The organism is Candidatus Pantoea rara, assembly GCF_051136265.1.
Lineage (GTDB): Bacteria > Pseudomonadota > Gammaproteobacteria > Enterobacterales > Enterobacteriaceae > Pantoea > Pantoea rara.
The window spans coordinates 455,233-472,251 of record NZ_CP194943.1; the positions used below are offsets into that span (position 1 = coordinate 455,233).

At 55.2% G+C, this 17,019-nt stretch carries 19 protein-coding genes; 5 read left to right on the plus strand and 14 right to left on the minus strand.

The genetic code is table 11. The annotated features are described in order from the left end of the window. Nucleotides 1-88: 88 nt before the first annotated feature. The gene (locus ACR8BF_RS20605; protein WP_179898113.1) at nucleotides 89-1,168 is read right to left on the minus strand and encodes an alcohol dehydrogenase catalytic domain-containing protein; all 1,080 of its coding nucleotides are present in this window, start codon (nucleotides 1,166-1,168) and stop codon (nucleotides 89-91) included. A 104-nt stretch (nucleotides 1,169-1,272) separates the two neighbouring features. Between ACR8BF_RS20605 and ACR8BF_RS20610 the strand changes: the two genes are divergently transcribed. Then, nucleotides 1,273-2,043 (plus strand): helix-turn-helix transcriptional regulator, encoded by a 771-nt coding sequence (locus ACR8BF_RS20610; protein ID WP_179898115.1) that lies wholly within the window; start codon nucleotides 1,273-1,275, stop codon nucleotides 2,041-2,043. 3 nt (nucleotides 2,044-2,046) lie between these two features. Here the strand turns inward: ACR8BF_RS20610 and ACR8BF_RS20615 are convergent, their stop codons facing one another. Continuing rightward, on the minus strand, nucleotides 2,047-2,616 hold the full coding sequence (locus ACR8BF_RS20615) for a TetR/AcrR family transcriptional regulator (RefSeq protein ID WP_192377978.1): 570 nt from the start codon (nucleotides 2,614-2,616) through the stop codon (nucleotides 2,047-2,049). A gap of 180 nt (nucleotides 2,617-2,796) precedes the next feature. On the opposite strand from ACR8BF_RS20615, the gene ACR8BF_RS20620 reads away from it, so the two are divergent. Beyond that, a complete protein-coding gene (locus ACR8BF_RS20620) occupies nucleotides 2,797-3,459 on the plus strand; it encodes a glutathione S-transferase (RefSeq protein WP_192378045.1) in 663 nt (220 codons plus the stop codon). A 135-nt stretch (nucleotides 3,460-3,594) separates the two neighbouring features. Here the strand turns inward: ACR8BF_RS20620 and ACR8BF_RS20625 are convergent, their stop codons facing one another. The 10 genes from ACR8BF_RS20625 to ACR8BF_RS20670 all read right to left on the minus strand — a co-directional run bounded on the left by ACR8BF_RS20625 (nucleotide 3,595) and on the right by ACR8BF_RS20670 (nucleotide 11,562). After that, nucleotides 3,595-4,374: an ABC transporter ATP-binding protein gene (locus tag ACR8BF_RS20625; RefSeq protein ID WP_140915529.1), complete on the minus strand. Its 780-nt coding sequence runs from the start codon at nucleotides 4,372-4,374 to the stop codon at nucleotides 3,595-3,597. Next, nucleotides 4,371-5,057: an ABC transporter permease gene (locus ACR8BF_RS20630; protein ID WP_313698451.1), complete on the minus strand. Its 687-nt coding sequence runs from the start codon at nucleotides 5,055-5,057 to the stop codon at nucleotides 4,371-4,373. The genes ACR8BF_RS20625 and ACR8BF_RS20630 overlap by 4 nt, the downstream gene beginning before the upstream one ends. Nucleotides 5,058-5,066: 9 nt before the next feature. Further along, nucleotides 5,067-5,792 (minus strand): ABC transporter permease, encoded by a 726-nt coding sequence (locus ACR8BF_RS20635; RefSeq protein WP_434746064.1) that lies wholly within the window; start codon nucleotides 5,790-5,792, stop codon nucleotides 5,067-5,069. Nucleotides 5,793-5,798: 6 nt separating this feature from the next. Beyond that, nucleotides 5,799-6,647, minus strand: a complete 849-nt coding sequence (locus ACR8BF_RS20640) for a transporter substrate-binding domain-containing protein (RefSeq protein ID WP_179898125.1) — start codon at nucleotides 6,645-6,647, stop codon at nucleotides 5,799-5,801. A gap of 21 nt (nucleotides 6,648-6,668) precedes the next feature. Next, nucleotides 6,669-7,856, minus strand: coding sequence for a M20 metallopeptidase family protein (locus tag ACR8BF_RS20645; protein ID WP_434746065.1), 1,188 nt, complete (start codon nucleotides 7,854-7,856; stop codon nucleotides 6,669-6,671). Between the two features lie 244 nt (nucleotides 7,857-8,100). After that, nucleotides 8,101-8,997: an alpha/beta fold hydrolase gene (locus tag ACR8BF_RS20650; protein ID WP_434746066.1), complete on the minus strand. Its 897-nt coding sequence runs from the start codon at nucleotides 8,995-8,997 to the stop codon at nucleotides 8,101-8,103. A 50-nt stretch (nucleotides 8,998-9,047) separates the two neighbouring features. Then, complete coding sequence (locus ACR8BF_RS20655) at nucleotides 9,048-9,650, minus strand: TetR/AcrR family transcriptional regulator (protein WP_434746067.1); 603 nt, start codon at nucleotides 9,648-9,650, stop codon at nucleotides 9,048-9,050. Nucleotides 9,651-9,793: 143 nt separating this feature from the next. Beyond that, complete coding sequence (locus ACR8BF_RS20660; protein ID WP_434746068.1) at nucleotides 9,794-10,486, minus strand: DJ-1/PfpI family protein; 693 nt, start codon at nucleotides 10,484-10,486, stop codon at nucleotides 9,794-9,796. 87 nt (nucleotides 10,487-10,573) lie between these two features. Continuing rightward, nucleotides 10,574-10,897 carry an AzlD domain-containing protein gene (locus ACR8BF_RS20665; RefSeq protein ID WP_434746216.1) on the minus strand — a complete coding sequence of 108 codons (324 nt, stop codon included), beginning with the start codon at nucleotides 10,895-10,897 and terminating at the stop codon, nucleotides 10,574-10,576. Then, complete coding sequence (locus tag ACR8BF_RS20670) at nucleotides 10,894-11,562, minus strand: AzlC family ABC transporter permease (protein ID WP_179898135.1); 669 nt, start codon at nucleotides 11,560-11,562, stop codon at nucleotides 10,894-10,896. The genes ACR8BF_RS20665 and ACR8BF_RS20670 overlap by 4 nt, the downstream gene beginning before the upstream one ends. 111 nt (nucleotides 11,563-11,673) lie before the next feature. Here ACR8BF_RS20670 and ACR8BF_RS20675 point away from each other — a divergent pair, with 111 nt between their 5' ends. After that, nucleotides 11,674-12,222, plus strand: coding sequence for a helix-turn-helix domain-containing protein (locus ACR8BF_RS20675; RefSeq protein ID WP_434746069.1), 549 nt, complete (start codon nucleotides 11,674-11,676; stop codon nucleotides 12,220-12,222). Here ACR8BF_RS20675 and ACR8BF_RS20680 read toward each other — a convergent pair whose 3' ends face one another. Then, nucleotides 12,223-12,561, minus strand: a complete 339-nt coding sequence (locus ACR8BF_RS20680) for an ASCH domain-containing protein (protein WP_434746070.1) — start codon at nucleotides 12,559-12,561, stop codon at nucleotides 12,223-12,225. A 122-nt stretch (nucleotides 12,562-12,683) separates the two neighbouring features. On the opposite strand from ACR8BF_RS20680, the gene zigA reads away from it, so the two are divergent. Further along, nucleotides 12,684-13,913 carry a zinc metallochaperone GTPase ZigA gene (gene zigA, locus ACR8BF_RS20685; protein WP_434746071.1) on the plus strand — a complete coding sequence of 410 codons (1,230 nt, stop codon included), beginning with the start codon at nucleotides 12,684-12,686 and terminating at the stop codon, nucleotides 13,911-13,913. A 93-nt stretch (nucleotides 13,914-14,006) separates the two neighbouring features. Then, complete coding sequence (locus ACR8BF_RS20690; RefSeq protein ID WP_434746072.1) at nucleotides 14,007-15,185, plus strand: NAD(P)/FAD-dependent oxidoreductase; 1,179 nt, start codon at nucleotides 14,007-14,009, stop codon at nucleotides 15,183-15,185. A 3-nt stretch (nucleotides 15,186-15,188) separates the two neighbouring features. Here the strand turns inward: ACR8BF_RS20690 and ACR8BF_RS20695 are convergent, their stop codons facing one another. Further along, complete coding sequence (locus ACR8BF_RS20695; protein WP_179898143.1) at nucleotides 15,189-16,559, minus strand: aldehyde dehydrogenase family protein; 1,371 nt, start codon at nucleotides 16,557-16,559, stop codon at nucleotides 15,189-15,191. Between the last annotated feature and the right edge of the window lie 460 nt (nucleotides 16,560-17,019).

Sequence of the window (17,019 nt, forward strand, 5' to 3'; positions counted from 1 at the left end):
CATTTAATGGGTTAGTCCATGAGGCGTCGTTATTGAGCGTAAATGAATAGCGCAGCTAAAAGTAAGCAACAGGCTTTCTCTGAAACCGTTACGGGCGGATCACCGTCAGCTTAAAGGGACCGCTATTTTCAGCGGCATGCGTGATGGCGCGATTAATATCACTCAGTGCAAATTCCGTTACCGCGTAATGGCTGAGATCCAGTAATCCTGCCCGGATCAGCCCCACGAGCGTGTACACAGCCTGAGGTTCATACATCCACTGTCCTTTAATCGTGATGAGATTGCGCATGATCCACGGATAAGGCAGCGCCAGATCATCCCCACCCAGCATGCCGACGCCCCCCATCAGCACCGCGCGACCATAGGGCCTCACCGACATAATGGCATTGCGCGCCGCGGATGCCGGAGCTGAAGGCGGGAGCAAGTCCAGCATGGCGTCAATGGGACCCTCCGCAGCACTTTTCATTGCAGGAATATCTTCATCAGCGACACCGCTGAGCGTGACGGTTTCAATCCGCGAGCCAAACCGTTTCCTGAGCTCCTGCAAAACCCGCGGGTTGCGTCCGGGCGCGATGACTTTATTGACTCCCATGGCGAGGGCAGCCAGCACGGCTGAACTGCCAAAATTACCGGTGGCCCCACTAACCAGTAAGTTCTCACCGGCTTTAAGTTCCATTGCCAGCAAACCACCATAGGCCACCAGTAGCGTATTGATGGCGCACCATGCAGCGGCTTGAGCAGGATCGATATTACCCATTGCCACAGCATTTTCAGTGGGCACACGAATCTGTTCAGCGAAGCTGCCATTCAGATGGTATTGCTGGATTTTTTGTCCGCCTTCACCCCGTGCACTCCAGCCCTGCAACACGATTTCAGGCGACTGCGCGTTATCTCTTGATCGGACGGTGGGATCGCAAAAAACCCAGTCACCCGGTTTAAGCCATGCAGCATCGGGCCCTGTTTCGCGCACCCGGCCAATGGCCCCACACCCAGGAATAACCGGTGGCGGTAAAAGATATCTTCTGGCGCCACTGAATACTTCGCTGGCGTAGGAAAGAACGGGAGCGGCTACAACATCCACGATCACCTCCCCTGTTCCGAGGATCGGCGGCGGGACATCCTGAATACGCAGTGGATTACCGAATGATTCGAGTACAGCTGCTTTCATAGTGTTACCTCTCATCTGCTGTAGAGAAGACGACTATAAAAGGGCTTAACGGTGGCGAAAATAGACTAGTTTTATAGGGGTATAAATCACGACCAGGTTAACTCATGCAGCCAAAAAGTGAATTAAGTCATTTCCTGCGTTCGCGCCGCGCCAGGCTCAAGCCTGACAGCAGGGATTTAAGAACCCGTGAAAGGCGTCGCACGCCGGGATTACGGCGCGAAGAGGTCGCAGCAAGAATTGGCATCAGTACAGAATGGTATACAAAAATCGAACAGGGCCGGGTAGACACGCTCTCAGACCGGATCGTCAGCGCGCTGGGCCGGGCGCTGGAGCTTGATAAGGTCGAGGTGCTGCATCTGCAGTCGCTTACTCGCCGGAAAACAGAGACTGAGAATGACGGTGTTATTCCGGAGGGCGTAATCAAACTGATTCGGAGCTTAGCCGAGCCCGCCTACGTCACCAACGCACACTGGGATGTGCTGATATGGAACAGCGCAGCTGCAGAGCTGATCACCGACTTCGGCCAGTTATCGGTCAAAGACAGGAACATCCTGATTTTCATGCTGACCACAGCTGAGGCCCGTGCCCTGTTCGGAGACACCTGGCATAAAGAAGCCCAAAGAATGCTGGGCCTGTTTCATGCTGACTACGATCGAAATGCGCATAACCCCGCATTTCCATCACTCATTAGCCGGCTTGAGCGCGAGTGTCAGGAATTCAGCGAATGGTGGAACGAGCATGTGATAGCTGCCCCCGTCTCCGGGACAAAATGCCTGACAGGCAAGGATGGCGTGAAGCGAAATTTCAGTTATTCCAGCTTCATGTCGAATGATGCGCCCGCGCTGAAGATGTCGATTTATGTGCCTGAAGGATAATGTTCATCGCGACAGCGGAATCAGGCCGGTCTCCTGATAGGTCATAATCAGGCTATCGAAAAGGTTAATATCCTGACGCGTGCGGGCAATTAATTGCGCACCGGCCACTGCGGTGTAGATCGCAAGCCCGCGCTGAGCATTTTTCCCGGTATTATCAGGTTCCTTTTCATTAAGGACCTGCGTCAGCCACTCAACGTTTGCCTCAACGAAACACTGCACCTCGCGCTTCACTTCCTCCGGCAGATCGTCATATTCCGCTGCCATAAAGCTGGAGAGACAGAGCCGGTTGGCATCTTCCAGCGACATACGGAAAATCTGCGGATAACGCTGCAGCGCTTCATCCGGGGACGCACTTTGTTCGCGGATGGTTTTTAAATTCTGCGCCGTGTCCTGCCAGTATCGGTTAGCGACGGCGGCCCCCAGGTTGGCTTTGCTGGCGAAATGATAATAGATACTGGCATTCTTAATCCCCACCTCATCAGCGATGCTGCGAAAGTTAATCCCGTTATACCCATGATTCTGAGCAGCACTCTTTGCTGCTGCCAGGATAGCTTCACGTGCGTTCAGGCTCATCAGTCGGTTTTCCTTATTGAGGTTTAAACCCATTATAAAGAAAAAATTTTACCTGCCAACTGGTAGACAGAGCTTGACAGGATAAAAGTCTGGCGCCACTATTTACCTACCAATTGACAGGTAGGTAATTTAATCATGACTGATATCAACAATGCATCTGCAGCTTCTTCACTCCCCTCGATGAAAATCTATGACTGGTATGATGGCCCTTATCCTGCACGGGTAAGAATTGCCCTGGCGGAAAAAGGATTACTTTCTCAGGTGGAATTTATTCCGATCAATCTGTGGAAAGGCGAGCACAAAAAGCCTGAATTTTTAGCGATCAATTATTCAGGAACCCTGCCAGTATTAGCGCTGAAAGATGGAACGCTGATCGCAGAGTGCACCGCGATTACGCAATATCTGGACGTGCTGGATGAAAACCCTGTTCTGACGGGCGTCACGCCGGTAGAAAAAGGCGTTATCCATATGATGACCAAACGGGCTGAAATCGAATTTCTTGATGCGGTCAGCGTCTATTTCCACCATGCCACCGCAGGATTAGGGCCAGAGGTTGAGCTCTATCAGAATGCGGAATGGGGTGAGAAGATGCGTGAAAAGGCCATCCGTGGCATGCACTATTTCGATGGCGTTTTACGCTCACAGCCTTATGTCGCGGGCAATACGTTTACGATGGCCGATATCGCCGTAACCGGCGGCATGATCTTCGCGGCTCTGGTGAACCTTGCTGTACCAGACGAATGTACTGCTCTGAAAGCGTGGTATTCAAACATCCAGCGCCGTCCCAGCTATCAGCAGTGGCAGGCACTGGTTGAAGCGGGCCGCCCTGTTTTCAATCCTTAATTTCAGGATATTGCGTTTACAGGCTCATCTGAATCACCCAGCCTGGCTGAAAAAAACCCCGGAAATGCTTCCGGGGTTTTCTGATTTTAAGACACGCAGATTAGCGGCTTAGCGGTAATACGTTCCCCTGCTGCTCTAGCCTGCATTACGCTCAAAGTGGCTGTTCACGAAGGTTCGGCAGCGTGGCGAGATGGGGTCAAGGAACACCTGCTCCGGCGAACCGGACTCCTCAATCATGCCCTGATGCAGAAACACCGCTTTGTTCGACACGTCACGCGCAAAGCCCATTTCGTGCGTCACGATAATCATGGTACGTCCCTCTTCTGCCAGGCTACGTATCACTCGTAATACTTCCCCCACCAGCTCCGGATCCAGCGCAGAGGTCGGCTCATCAAACAGGATCGCTTTCGGCTGCTGCGCCAGCGCCCGGGCAATTGCCACGCGCTGCTGCTGTCCGCCAGAGAGTTGCGACGGCCAGGCGTCGCGTTTTGCATAGAGTCCCACTTTATGCAGCAGCGCTTCGGCTTCTTCAACTGCCTCTTTATGACTGCGCTTCTGCACATGAACCGGCGCTTCGATGATATTTTGCATCACGGTTTTATGCGGCCACAGGTTGAAGCTCTGAAACACAAAGCCGAGCTGCATCCGCATCAGTTTGATACGGCGGCGCTGCTCGCGACTTAGTTTTTCATCGGCGTTATCCAGCGTAACGTTTACCTCCCCGACCGCGATTTCGCCCGCCTGCGGCACTTCCAGAAAGGGAATGCAGCGTAATAACGTACTTTTACCCGACCCACTCGCACCAATCAGCGAAATCACATCGCCATCCTGCGCGGTCAGGCTGATGTCGTGCAGCACTTCATGTCCCGCATAACTCTTTCTGAGATGACTCAGCATGATGGTTGGTGCGGTCATGAGCGTGCTCCAAAATAGTAAGGTGATAAGCGTCGTTCCAGCATCGATACCCCTTTGCTGACCAGCATGGTGAGTAGCAGGTAGATCACCGCCGCGCTCAGGAACACTTCAAGCGCGCGGAAAGTGGAAGAGACTATTGAGTCAGCAATACCGGTCATCTCCATCAGGCTGATGGTGCTGACCAGCGACGTCGCTTTAATCATCGAGATGATTTCATTGCTGTAGGCCGGTAGCGCCTGTCGAATCGCAATCGGTAAGGTGATGCGGGTAAAGATCTTACAGGACGACATGCCCGAGACTTTGGCGGCCTCCAGCGATTGCTGACTGACCGCGCGAAGCCCGCCACGCAGGATCTCCGAGGTGTACGCCGCATCGTTGAGGATCAGCGCCAGCAAACCACACCAGTAAGGATCGCGCAGCAGCGGCCAGAACAGGCTTTCGCGCACCGCCGGTAAACTGCCGAGGCCGTAATAAACCATAAAAATCTGGATCAGTAGCGGCGTACCGCGAAATAGCCAGACGTAGAAACGACAGAAAAAACTGCCGACGCGCGTCATGCGCAGCAGATTAAGCAGCAGCGCCAGCACGCCCCCGCCCAGCAGCGAGAGCAGCGCCAGGTTGATAGTCAGCGGTAATCCTTTCAGCAACGCCACCAGCGTCTGCTGTAAAAACATCATATCCACGTGGACTCCTTACCCCTTCACGCGCTGTTGACCGCGCATCGCAAACTTTTCCACGTAGCGGAAAACCATATCGGAACAGGTGGTGATAATCAGGTAGATCACCGCACCCACGCTGTAGAAGAAAAAGGACATCTGGGTGGAGTTCGCTGCAGTAGAAACCTGGTTCATGGTTTCCACCAGCCCGGTGACTGAGACCAGCGCCGACTCTTTGATCACTGATTGCCACTGGTTGCCCATGCCCGGCAACGCGGTCCGTAACGCCTGGGGCAAGATGATGCGACGAAACATCATCAGCCGACCCATGCCGGTCACGGTCGCAGCTTCCAGCGTCCCGCCCGGAATGGCGTAAAACGCGCCTCGGAACACGCCGCTCTGATAGGCACCGGAGATCAACCCGATGGCGATCGCGCCCGCCACAAACCCGTTCACATCGAACGGTCCCTGCAAGCCCAGCGCGGTGCCCATCGTGGAAACGACCTGCCGTCCACCGAAGTAGAACAGATAGATCACCAGCAGTTCCGGCACGCCGCGAAACAGCGTGATGTAACCTGCCGCCAGTCTCTGCTGCCAGCGCGAACCGGCGATTTGCATCCAGCAGAGTACGCTACCCAGCATCGCCCCCAGTAACCAGGCACAGAGCGACACGCTGACGGTGACAGCGGCGGCGTTAAGCAGCACGCCACCCCAGCCCTCATCCCCGAAACCCAGTATCTGCCAGTCAATATTCATCAGCATCAGCGGTTACGCTTTTGGCGCGACATCTTCGCCAAACCATTTCATCGACAGTTTGCTCAGGGTTCCGTCTTTGATCATGGAATCCAGCGCCTGATTCAGCACCTGCTGCAGCTCACTGTTGCCTTTACGCAGACCAATCGCCGATCCTGCACCCAGCACGCCACCCGAGAAACCATATCCGCTGCTGCTGATCGCCTCAGCATGTTTTTTCACAAAAGCATTGAGGTTAGTGCGTGAAGCCATGACAGCATCGACCCGGCCATTCATCAGGTCAGCGAAGGTTTCCGGACCAGCCTGATAGGTGCGGATGGTGGCGACATCACCCAGGTATTTCTGCAGGAAGTCTGCCTGGATGGTGGCGACCTGCACCGCAATCGTTTTGCCTTTGAACGTGGTTTTCAGCTCGTCGATCGCTTTTTTCATGCCGGCGTCGTCATCCGCTGTCACCACCGTCCCGCTGCCAGGTAGCGTGGCCAGCGGGCTTTTTTTCGCGGTCACAAAGCTGGAGATGCTAACGGTGTACTGATGAGTGAAGTCGATCGCTTCCGCGCGTTTTGGCGTTACGGTCACCGCATCAACTACCGCATCATATTTACCGTCAATCAGCCCAGGGATCATGCCTGACCATTTCTGCGCGATGATTTCATATTTAAAGCCTGCGCGTTTTGCCAGTTCCGCCACCATATCCGGTTCATAGCCGACGATTTTGCCGCTCGGGGTGGTCTGGTTAAACGGAGGATAAGCCGCTTCGGTGGCAAACTTCAGGGTGCCAAAATCTTTCGCCTGGCTGAATGCGGAAGTGGCGAGCAGCGCCACGGTCAGAGAAGCCGTGAACAGGTGGTTGCGCATCATCATATAAACCTCATTTATTTATTATTAAGAGAGTAAATCAATTGCAAGGCGGGTCAGCGCCTGTGTCCCGGCGGTAATGCTGCGTTCATCCGGCTGATAGTCGGAGTTATGCAGATGATCGTCACGGCCCGGCGTGGCCGATCCTATATGAATCTGGCAACCCGGTGCCCGTTCCGTAAACAGTGAAAAATCTTCGGCACCAAAGCTGGCGCTGGGCTGCGCGATGATGGTCGTTTCAAACTGATGCGACAGAATCTCTTCCAGGGCATCAATCAGGCGATCGTCATTCATCAGAGGTGGCACACCACGCTGGAAATTAACCTCAACCCGGACGTTCTGTGCCAGCGCTACGCCTTCGCACATGCGTTTAAACGAGGCTTCCATGGCGGCGCGCACTTTCGGCGATTTTGTCCGGATGGTGCCCTGAAACAGGCAGCTGTCAGGAATGATATTGTGGGTGGTACCACCCTGAATGTGCCCGATGGTCAATACGGCGGAGTGAGCGGGATCGCGTTCCCGCGAGATGATGGTCTGTAGCTGGCTGATGAGATGCACGGTCGCGATGATCGGATCGGTGCCCATGTGCGGACGTGCCGCGTGGGTCGATACGCCATGCACCGTCACGTCGAATTCGTCGCTGGAGGCCGTGCTGGCCCCGCGCGTGAGAGCGACTTCGCCCGCTGCCAGTTCAGGCTTGTTATGCAGGGTTACAGCCCAGTCGATACCCTCAGCCACACCGTCGGCGATCATCGCCTCAGCGCCACTTTCTGGCGTTTCTTCCGCAGGCTGGAATATCAGCCGGACGCGCCCTTTGAGTTGCTGACGATAGTGCGGCAGTATTGTTGCCACTCCCAGCATCGTGGCCGTGTGAATATCGTGACCACAGGCGTGCATTTTTCCGGGATAGCGGCTGGCAAAGGGTAAACCGGTCTGCTCATGGATCGGCAGCGCGTCCATGTCTGCGCGTAACAGCAGTGTTTTGCCCGGCTCTGCGCCGTCAATATCCACCACAACACCAGTGCGGCCAACGCCGGTACGGGGACTGAGTCCCAGTGCCTGTAAATAGTCAGTTACCAGACTGGCGGTGCGCAGCGTATCAAAGCCTAATTCCGGATGCGCATGGATATCACGTCGAATCGCCACTAACTGCGATTCAAGTTCATTAACTCTGGCTTTTATTTCCCCGGCCAGTCGTGCTTTTTCCTGATTCATAGCAGCCCCGGCAATATGCGATCGGCACTCTGTTGCCGACCGTTATTTTAATCTCATCCTGACACTGGATGGTGATGACCGTTTATTTATTCACAGCACGCGACAGAAAGCAACGCATGACAGCCTGCTCTACATACTTAAAAATCAATAAGATAGTGTTATTTATTGGAAACCTGTATGAGATAACAGCGGATCAGCAATAATATTAATAATCCGCCACACGACATTACTTTCCCTACTGTCACTAAGCGGATATTTCGCTTTTATCCGAATAGGAAATAAAGAAGTTTGCCAGTATTTCAGCTAATTTCTCCGATTGTTCTTCAGGAATAAAATGGCCGCAGTTGAGAACAGTTTCACTGCTGACCTGCTGCGCCACGGCACGTAACGGCGTGGCCATATCGGGTATCGATCCCTGGTCGGCGCTGACGGCCAGCAGCGGTAACGCCAGTTTACTCTTTAGCAGACGCTGGCGATTCTGCTCTGCTGACTGCGCAAATGCGCGGTAAAAAGCCAGTCCCGCCCGCAAGGCGCCGGGTTGCTGAAAAACGCGCAGATATTCACGACGAGCTGCCGCATCAATGCAATGGGGATTGGCTGCTTTGCGGTTAAAAAACCAGTCGAGGTAGATCGCCTCTCTGCCGTTAATCAGCGCTTCCGGTAAATCATCTACGCAGTGAAAGCCAAAATGCCAGGTTTTCCAGGCGCTATCCCCCACCATCGGCAGCCGTTCAGGCAGGGTGATACCGGGAATGCCAGCATCCAGTAACGCGAGACGGCAGACCTTTTCGGTATTGCCCGCTGCCAGTGACCAGGCGACCCACGCCCCGATGTCATGCCCGACCAGATGAAAGCGTTCAATACCCAGCGACTGCAGTAATGTCAGAATGCACCTGGCCACGCTGTCGGTGTCGTAGCCACTCGCAGGAAAATCAGAATCACCCTGCCCTGGCAGGTCAGGTGCAATGACATGGAAATGGCTGGCAAGCAAGGGGATAACCTCCCGCCAGGCGTAACTGCTTTGCGGGAAACCCGCCAGCAGGACCACAGTCTCCTGGTGTTCAGAACCTGCGCTCAGGTAGTGCATTCGCTGTGAACCAATATGAGTAAAGTCGCGTTGGTAGAGTGGATGTGGCTGCATAAAACCTCCGGATAATAGGGAAACGATCACCTCCTTAATAAGTAAAAAATTTAGTCGAGCACTTTCAGTGCCAGGGGAATGATGCTGGCATCGGGCCGGGTAGTCGCAACTTTACCGGCCACCCTCATCCCCAGCACGATGCAGAGCATCAGTGAAGCGGTGGCGTCCCGGTCCAGTGTAGAATTGACCGAACCATCCTGCTGACCCAGGCTGATTATCTGCTGCAGATTCTGCTGGTTGCGTATTAGCGCCGCGCTGACGGCCCCGGCAAGCTCCTCATCCATAGTCTGCAGCTCCACGGCGCTGACAGCCACCAGACAGCCGCGCTCACCTTCGACATCGCGTACGGAATCCACATAAAAATTCAGCAACGCCGCCAGTTGCTCACGGCCATTTTCACATTGCGCCAGCCGCGCGGCTAAAGTGCTATTACGCATTGAGAGATAGCGGTCAAAGACCGTAGCAAATAGTGTGCGCTTGTCGGTGAAGGCTTTATAAATGCTGCCGGTCGTGAGTTGCATAGCCTGGCCCAAATCGCCGATGGAGGTGGCGTGATAGCCCTTTTGCCGGAATACCAGCATCGCGCTGTCCAGTGCCGCATCGGTATTAAACGCCCGTGGTCGTCCCCGCTCTTTATAACGGTTATCGTTCATCGCAAGCACCTTTAGAGAATGATCATTTCCTTTAATATAGACTGATTTGTCCCGCAATCAAAATTTTTTCCCTGCAGCCAGACATTGTATTCAGGTGCGGATATCCCGTTTCAAAACCCTTCCCCATGCCCGGCGTCCGTAAGCTAATCAGCCTGTAGCCGCCGTGCGGCACGTTCGGTTGCCGCACGGCGCGTGGCGAGAAAATCCGCCATTTTCGCCCGCGCCTGCTCTACTTCCTGTGGCGGTGCGGTCTGCGGCGAACCACTGGTGAACGGCGGTTCAGGATCATATTCCATCTGCAGCTGGACCTCTTTAGCGACCGCCTCCCCGGCGATTTCAGCCACCAGCGTCAGGGCAAAATCGATACCCGAGGTGACACCCGCGCCGCTGATACGATTGCGGTCCCGCACCACCCGCTGACTGACCGGCTCAGCGCCCAGCAAGGCCAGTTGATCGATGGAACTCCAGTGCGAGGTCGCACGATATCCCTTCAGCAATCCGGCCGCTCCCAGCACCAGCGAGCCGGTACAGACCGACGTTATCCATTGCGCCTGAATAGCCTGTTGTCGAAGAAAATTCAGCGTAATATCGTCTGACATCAGGGCGATCTGCCCTGGCCCGCCAGGCACGCAGATCACATCCAGCGGCGGGCACACATCAAACGTGGTGGTAGGCAATATCGACAGGCCGCGATCGGAACGAGCGGGCTGACGATCTTTCCAGACCAGATGACATTCGACGCCGGGCGTGCGCGCAAATACTTCCCACGGACCGGTGAGATCGAGCTGGGTGACATCAGGGAACAGCAAAAGACCAATCTGTAGCGGACGATGCATGGGGAAACTCCGGGCGGATGATGAACCCTCATCATGCCGTGATGGACGGTCAGATATCAATCCTGAGCGCATCGGGACACATCGTCTTCACGGCACACCAGAGAAACGCAGTAGCGCTGTCATGGCCGCCGCCCCCAGAATAACCACAATCAGCGGCGCCCGACGCCAGGCCAGCAACAGGGCAAAGCCTACGCCCGTCACCCTGGCCACACCGGCAAAATGCTGTCCCTCAAATAGCGTGGTAGTCGCTGCTACCGCCAGCAGCAATATCGTGGCGGCGTCGGAGAGCATCTGCTGGGTGCGCTCGCTGATCGGCAGACGGTTTCCCAGCCTGACGCCGGCAAAGCGCATCAGATAGGTTCCGGCTGCCAGCATGGCAATCCCGGCGATAATCATTCCCTGATGCGTCATTTGCGCGATCTCCATGTCAGCAGACCCAGCAGCGAGAAGAGTACCGGCATGCCCGCAGGAACCAACGGCGTCGCCAGCAAAGAGAGCAACGCGCCGACGGTCGCCGGGATGCGGGCGCGCCGCTGTCGCAGCGCCGGGAAGATCAGGGCGATGAGGATGGCCGGGAAAACCGCATCCAGACCAATCACCGAGACATCTGGAATAAACTGCCCTATCGCCGCCCCGGTCATCACACTCACGGGCCAGATAAAGCCAATACCGATGCCGCACAACCAGTAGGCGCAGCGACGCTGCGCCAGCTGTGGCTGAGAGATACCGAACACCACGCTTTCATCGTTCATGATGTGACAGCCAAACCAGCCGGACGGGCCTTTTCCTACCAGATCTTTGACCGCAATGCCAAACGGCAGGTGACGCGCATTCACCAGCAGGCCCGCAGCGGCAGCGGTAAAGGGACTGCCACCACCGGCCACAATGCCGATAAACAGGAACTCCGACGCACCCGCCAGCACAAGCGTTGACAGCGCCAGCGGCACCCAGATCGGAAACCCGTCGGCGGAGGCCAGCGAGCCATAGGATAAACCGACAATTCCATCAGCCAGGCAAACCAGGAAAATCGCTTTGATCACCCCTTTGTCCAGCAATTGCATTTGCGGAAAAAACATCACCCTGTCCCATAATGAACGTATAATCCGATATAATGAACACCGCGACAGCGTTTTACAAGGCGAACGTTATGTTCGATATAAAAAACATTTTGAGTTTCAGGAGTGCGTTTGAATACCCCTATCAGCATTATTGCCAATGCCTTAGTGCGTGAACGTCAGCGAGCGGGTCTGTCACTGGCTGAAGTGGCACGCCGCGCAGGAATCGCCAAATCCACGCTGTCACAGCTGGAAGCAGGTAATGGTAATCCGGGCATTGAGACGCTGTGGTCGCTGTGCGTGACGCTGAATATTCCGTTTTCGCGGTTGCTGGAGCCGGATGCGCGTCGTCTGCAGGTGATCCGCCGTGGAGGAGGTCTGTCGGTTACCGCCGATCTGGCCGATTATCAGGCTGTTTTACTGGCATCCTGCCCGCCCGGCGTCCGGCGTGATATCTATCTGCTGGAAGTCCAGCCCGGCAGCGAGCGCATATCACAACCCCATATTCCCAATACCATTGAGCATATTATTATGGCTAAAGGCCGTGCGCTGGTGGGCCCGGTCGACAGTGCGGTGGAGCTGGACGTGGGCGATTACATTACCTATCCGGGTGATGAGCTGCATATCTTTCGGGCGCTGGAAGCCGATACCCTGGCGCTGCTGGTCATTGAACACAGCTGATTACTGCTCAGTGAACTTCTTTTGCGTTTCGGCGGGCGTGAGGTGAGTAATCAGCTGCACTTCACTGCTCAGCGTGATCTCCGGATAATGCTCGCGCATACCCTCCAGCAGCACCGCATCCGGCCATTCAGCCTCCTTCCCCAGCCGAGCGGCCACCTCATTTAAGCGCAGCGTTTCAATACACGTCACCCATACAATGATCGCGTCTGCGGCATCCTGCTCATTCACCAGTTTCAGCGGGCCAGTGACGATATCGCTTTCCTGCCAGCGTATCGTTGAGGTTTTCGCGCCGCTTCTGACATCCGGCACAAGACGTGGCACCAGCGTGAGGTGTTGCATCTCTTCTCCTTCTTTCTTAACTCTTTTCATTAACAGACCCGGCAACAGAAATTCCAATTGAAAACAGAATCAATAATGTTATGTTATAACATACACACCATTCACTACTGACAGGTAACAGTATGCCACTCTCCCTTCTGACATCCGAGGATCCCCGTCTGCCGGTTGCGGTTCTCTCTGGCTTTCTCGGTGCCGGTAAAACCACCCTGCTCAATCATATCCTGAACAACCGCGAAGGACGTCGGATCGCGGTGATCGTCAATGATATGTCTGAAATTAATATTGACGCGGCGCTGGTACGCGATGGCGGCGCGCAGCTGTCGCGCACTGATGAAAAGCTGGTCGAAATGAGTAACGGCTGCATCTGCTGCACGCTGCGTGAAGACCTGCTACTGGAGGTGAAGCGTCTGGCGCAGGCCGGTCGCTTCGATCATCTGGTGATTGAGTCAACCGGCATCTCTGAACCTCTGCCGGTTGCTGAAACCTTCACATTTGAAGATGAAGAAGGTGAAAGCCTGTCGGCTTATGCCCGTCTGGATAGCATGATTACCGTGGTGGATGGTTTCAACTTCCTGCGTGATTACCGTTCAGTCGATGATCTCCGGTCTCGCGGCGAATCGCTGGGCGAGCAGGATGAGCGTTCAGTGGTTGATCTGCTGGTGGATCAGATTGAGTTTTGTGATTTGCTGGTGCTGAATAAAACGGACCTGCTTAGCCAGGCGGAACAGCATGAACTACAGGGCATGCTGCAAGCGCTTAATCCGCACGCGCTTATAGTAAACAGCGAATTTGGGCAGGTTCCTCTGGACTGCCTGCTGAATACCCGTCGGTTTGATTTTGACCGGGCAGCACAGGCACCCGGCTGGCTGCAGACTCTGCGCGGTGAGCATCACCCGGAATCGGAGGAGTATGGCATTCGCAGTTTTGTCTATCGCGCCCGCCGTCCATTCCATCCGCAGCGTTTCTGGGAGGTTGTTAATCACCAGCTTGATGGAGTTATCCGTTCTAAAGGCTATTTCTGGCTCGCCAGCCGGCCCGACTATGCTGCGATATGGTCGCAGGCGGGTGCTGTGGCTCGCCAGGGTTACGCCGGGCGCTGGTGGGTCAGTGTGCCGCGAATAGACTGGCCACAGGATGCGGATTCGCTCAACTTTATCGCTGAACAGTGGCAGGAGGGCATCGGCGATGCGCGCCAGGAGCTGGTATTTATCGGCATTGAAATGGATGAAAAGCGCATTATTGCTGCGCTGGACCACGCACTGCTGACACCCCATGAGATGGCTGCAGGACCTGAACAGTGGCTTACCCTGGCCGATCCTGTGCCCGCGTGGTTTGATGAGGTTGGTGCATGAAGCTGCGGTTGACGTCTTTCTCTGACTTCGTAATAGTGAAGCGAACCGGCAGGTAGCATTTTTCCACTCATCCCTGTTCAGGAGAGACCAGATATGCCACAACGTATTGCCGTAATCGGTGCAGGCGTGCTGGGTTTAGCCGTCGCGCAGTCATTGTCGCGACGGGGCGCACAGGTCACCGTCTTCGATAAAAACTACCCTGGCAGCGGAACCAGCCAGATCAGCTATGCCTGGGTCAATGCCAACGGCAAAGAACCCACCCGCTACCATGATCTTAACGCCCATGCGATAGACGAGCACAAGCGCTGGCAGGCCAGTCACCCGGCATCGCCCAGCTGGCTGCTGGAAACCGGCACGCTGGAGTGGGCAGCCGATGAAGCCTCCCTGCGCCAGCTGGCGCAGCGCGCAGCAAAGCTCACGACACTCGATTATCCCGTAGAGAAACGTAGCCGCGCCGCGCTGCTGGATGCACTGCCCGAGTTGCGGCTTGATCCCCGCGTTCAGCACGCGTGGTTTTTCCCGTCGGAGTGTCTGCTTTATCCCAGCCTGTTTATCGCCTCTCTGCTGGCAGACCTGCGTGCCAGTGGCGGGCAGTTAGTCTGCAACAATGAAGTGACGACGCTGACTGAATCGGCTCAGGGTGTGCATATTACGCTGGCCAGTGGTGATGAATGGCGCGGCGATCAGCTGGTGCTGGCAACCGGCCGCTGGGCACCGGAACTGATAAGCCAGTGCGGGCTTGAACTGGCGATGACCGATGCGAACCGCGCCGATCCGGTTGCCTGCAGCTTTCTGGCCCAGACGCAGCCTCTGCCGGTTTCGCTCAAACACAATCTTATTACTCCGGAACTGAATGTGCGGCCAGATGGCGGCGGCCGCCTGATGCTGCAGGCGCTGGATCTTGATCATCATGCCGATCCGGCGCGGCCGGTCTCGCCGGATGGATTGATCGGCAAAGAGATGCTGCGTCGATTGTATCGGCTGTTTAAAAACACGGAAGGCGCGAGAATTGAGCGGATTGAAACAGGACAGCGATCGCGTCCGGCAGATGGCTTGCCTGCATCAGGCTATATCAGCGCATCATCACGCGTTTATCTGATGGTCAGCCATAGCGGCATGACCCTTGCCCCGTTGCTGGGCAGGCTGGTCGCTGAGGAGATGCTGAGCGGCACAGCGTCACCGATGCTGAGTGCGTTTGCACCGCATCGGTTGCTGCGTCCGCTCAGTGCGGCCGCTAAAGCCGCGCCCGCTTATCTTCCCGCGGCGCAGTAAGAACTAGCGGCGATTCTTCCACACGGTCTGCACGTTACAGAATTCGTGCACACCAAAGTGCGACAGCTCACGGCCGTAGCCGCTTTTCTTCACACCACCAATGGTAACGCGCGGATCGGACGCGCCGTTGCCATTGATAAACACCGCGCCAACTTCCAGCTGCAACGCCAGACGATCGGCAATCTCTTCGTTACCGCTCCAGACGGTGGCGCTGAGGCCGAATTCGCTGTCGTTGGCGATTTCCAGTGCATGCTGTGGATCCCGTGCCACGGCAATGGCGGCGACCGGACCAAACAGTTCCTGTCTGAATGCAGTCATATTGCTGGTGACATCCGCAAGGATGGTCGGCGCATAGTAGTTACCCTGCCCTGCCACTTTCTCGCCACCCAGCACCAGACGCGCACCTTCATTCAGCGTGGCTTTAACCTGTCCATCCAGTTCGTCACGCAGATCGGCGCGAGCCATTGGACCCAGGAAGGTCTTTTCATCCAGCGGATCGCCCATCGTGAGTGCCTGAACAGCTACCGTGAAGCGCTTCTCAAATTCTTCCGCGATGGGTGCTTCGATAATGAAGCGTTTAGCAGCCATACAGACCTGCCCGGTATTCTGGAAACGTCCAGTCACGGCGGACTTAACTGCTTCATCAAGATCGGCGTCCGCCAGTACGATAAAGGGATCGGATCCACCCAGCTCCAGCACGGTTTTTTTCAGTGCTGCGCCTGCCTGTGCGGCAATGGCAGCGCCAGCCCGAACGCTGCCAGTAACAGCGACGGCCGCAATACGATCATCTTTGATAGCGACTGAGACACCCTCGTTGTCAACGTTGATCAGGTTAAAACCACCCGTCGGCAGATCGGTTGCGCTGAACAGCTCAGCCATCAGTGTGGCGCTTCCCATGACGTTAGGCGCATGTTTCAGCAGATAGGTGTTACCCGCCAGCAACATGCTCACTGCGCCCCGCAGAACCTGCCACAGAGGGAAATTCCATGGCATCACAGCCAGGATTACACCAATGGGACGGAATCGCTGCCATGCATCGGCAATCTGAGTCGGCTGATCGGCCAGCATCGCAGGGCCATATTCCGCATACCAGTCGCATAAATTCGCGCATTTCAGAACCTCAGCGCGGGCCTGTGCAATGGGTTTACCCATCTCCAGGGTAATCATGCGGGAGAGATCAGATTCGCGCTGCCGCAACTGCTCGCCGAGCTGACGCAATACGCGCACTCGATCAGCCATGCTGCTGTGTTGCCAGACTGCAAAAGCAGATGCGCTTGTTGCCAGCGTTTGTTTCAGCTCTGCAGGGTTCTGTAGTGAATAGCGTGCCAGAATTTCACCTGTTGCGGGGTTACGTGATAGGGCATGTTCAGTCATTGTGCCGTTTTCCTCATTCTGTCAGTGATAGTGAGACGATACGCGCTGTAGTTAATGATGGAAAATGAATAATAGTGAGGAAGTTGTTTATTAATTGAGAATCAAGGTTGTCAGGATTTGTTCAGGCTGACAAATTACAGGAAGCTTTCATGAGGCCTTTTTGCTGGCGGTTGATTCATCTGAAGATTACGTTCTGAAGGAGTTTTCCACTTATACAGTGACCAGATCCTAATAAACGATCCTTAATAGATCATAGAGAGATCCTAAGAGATCCCCGATCGTCGCAGGCCACGCCCCACAAGGGCTGAAAGGGTGATCGTGTTCACTATAATCAGTAAAGTGTTCACTGTAATCAGTACTTTATTCACTGTACCAGGTAGAATGTTCACTGTAAACAGTGCTAATGTTCACTGTAGTCAGAAAACGATCCCTTTCATCCACAGAATGAAGATCTTACGCC

Bases quoted from the DNA above. Each gene is read 5' to 3' on its own strand.
- ACR8BF_RS20665 (WP_434746216.1), bottom strand. From the start codon at position 10,897: ATGACGCATCAGGGAATGATTATCGCCGGGATTGCCATGCTGGCAGCC.
- ACR8BF_RS20645 (WP_434746065.1), bottom strand. From the start codon at position 7,856: ATGAATCAGGAAAAAGCACGACTGGCCGGGGAAATAAAAGCCAGAGTT.
- ACR8BF_RS20660 (WP_434746068.1), bottom strand. From the start codon at position 10,486: ATGCATCGTCCGCTACAGATTGGTCTTTTGCTGTTCCCTGATGTCACC.
- ACR8BF_RS20655 (WP_434746067.1), bottom strand. From the start codon at position 9,650: ATGAACGATAACCGTTATAAAGAGCGGGGACGACCACGGGCGTTTAAT.
- ACR8BF_RS20690 (WP_434746072.1), top strand. From the start codon at position 14,007: ATGCCACAACGTATTGCCGTAATCGGTGCAGGCGTGCTGGGTTTAGCC.
- zigA (WP_434746071.1), top strand. From the start codon at position 12,684: ATGCCACTCTCCCTTCTGACATCCGAGGATCCCCGTCTGCCGGTTGCG.
- ACR8BF_RS20610 (WP_179898115.1), top strand. From the start codon at position 1,273: ATGCAGCCAAAAAGTGAATTAAGTCATTTCCTGCGTTCGCGCCGCGCC.
- ACR8BF_RS20680 (WP_434746070.1), bottom strand. From the start codon at position 12,561: ATGCAACACCTCACGCTGGTGCCACGTCTTGTGCCGGATGTCAGAAGC.
- ACR8BF_RS20615 (WP_192377978.1), bottom strand. From the start codon at position 2,616: ATGAGCCTGAACGCACGTGAAGCTATCCTGGCAGCAGCAAAGAGTGCT.
- ACR8BF_RS20620 (WP_192378045.1), top strand. From the start codon at position 2,797: ATGAAAATCTATGACTGGTATGATGGCCCTTATCCTGCACGGGTAAGA.
- ACR8BF_RS20670 (WP_179898135.1), bottom strand. From the start codon at position 11,562: ATGTTTTTTCCGCAAATGCAATTGCTGGACAAAGGGGTGATCAAAGCG.
- ACR8BF_RS20625 (WP_140915529.1), bottom strand. From the start codon at position 4,374: ATGACCGCACCAACCATCATGCTGAGTCATCTCAGAAAGAGTTATGCG.
- ACR8BF_RS20635 (WP_434746064.1), bottom strand. From the start codon at position 5,792: ATGCTGATGAATATTGACTGGCAGATACTGGGTTTCGGGGATGAGGGC.
- ACR8BF_RS20605 (WP_179898113.1), bottom strand. From the start codon at position 1,168: ATGAAAGCAGCTGTACTCGAATCATTCGGTAATCCACTGCGTATTCAG.
- ACR8BF_RS20650 (WP_434746066.1), bottom strand. From the start codon at position 8,997: ATGCAGCCACATCCACTCTACCAACGCGACTTTACTCATATTGGTTCA.
- ACR8BF_RS20640 (WP_179898125.1), bottom strand. From the start codon at position 6,647: ATGATGATGCGCAACCACCTGTTCACGGCTTCTCTGACCGTGGCGCTG.
- ACR8BF_RS20695 (WP_179898143.1), bottom strand. From the start codon at position 16,559: ATGACTGAACATGCCCTATCACGTAACCCCGCAACAGGTGAAATTCTG.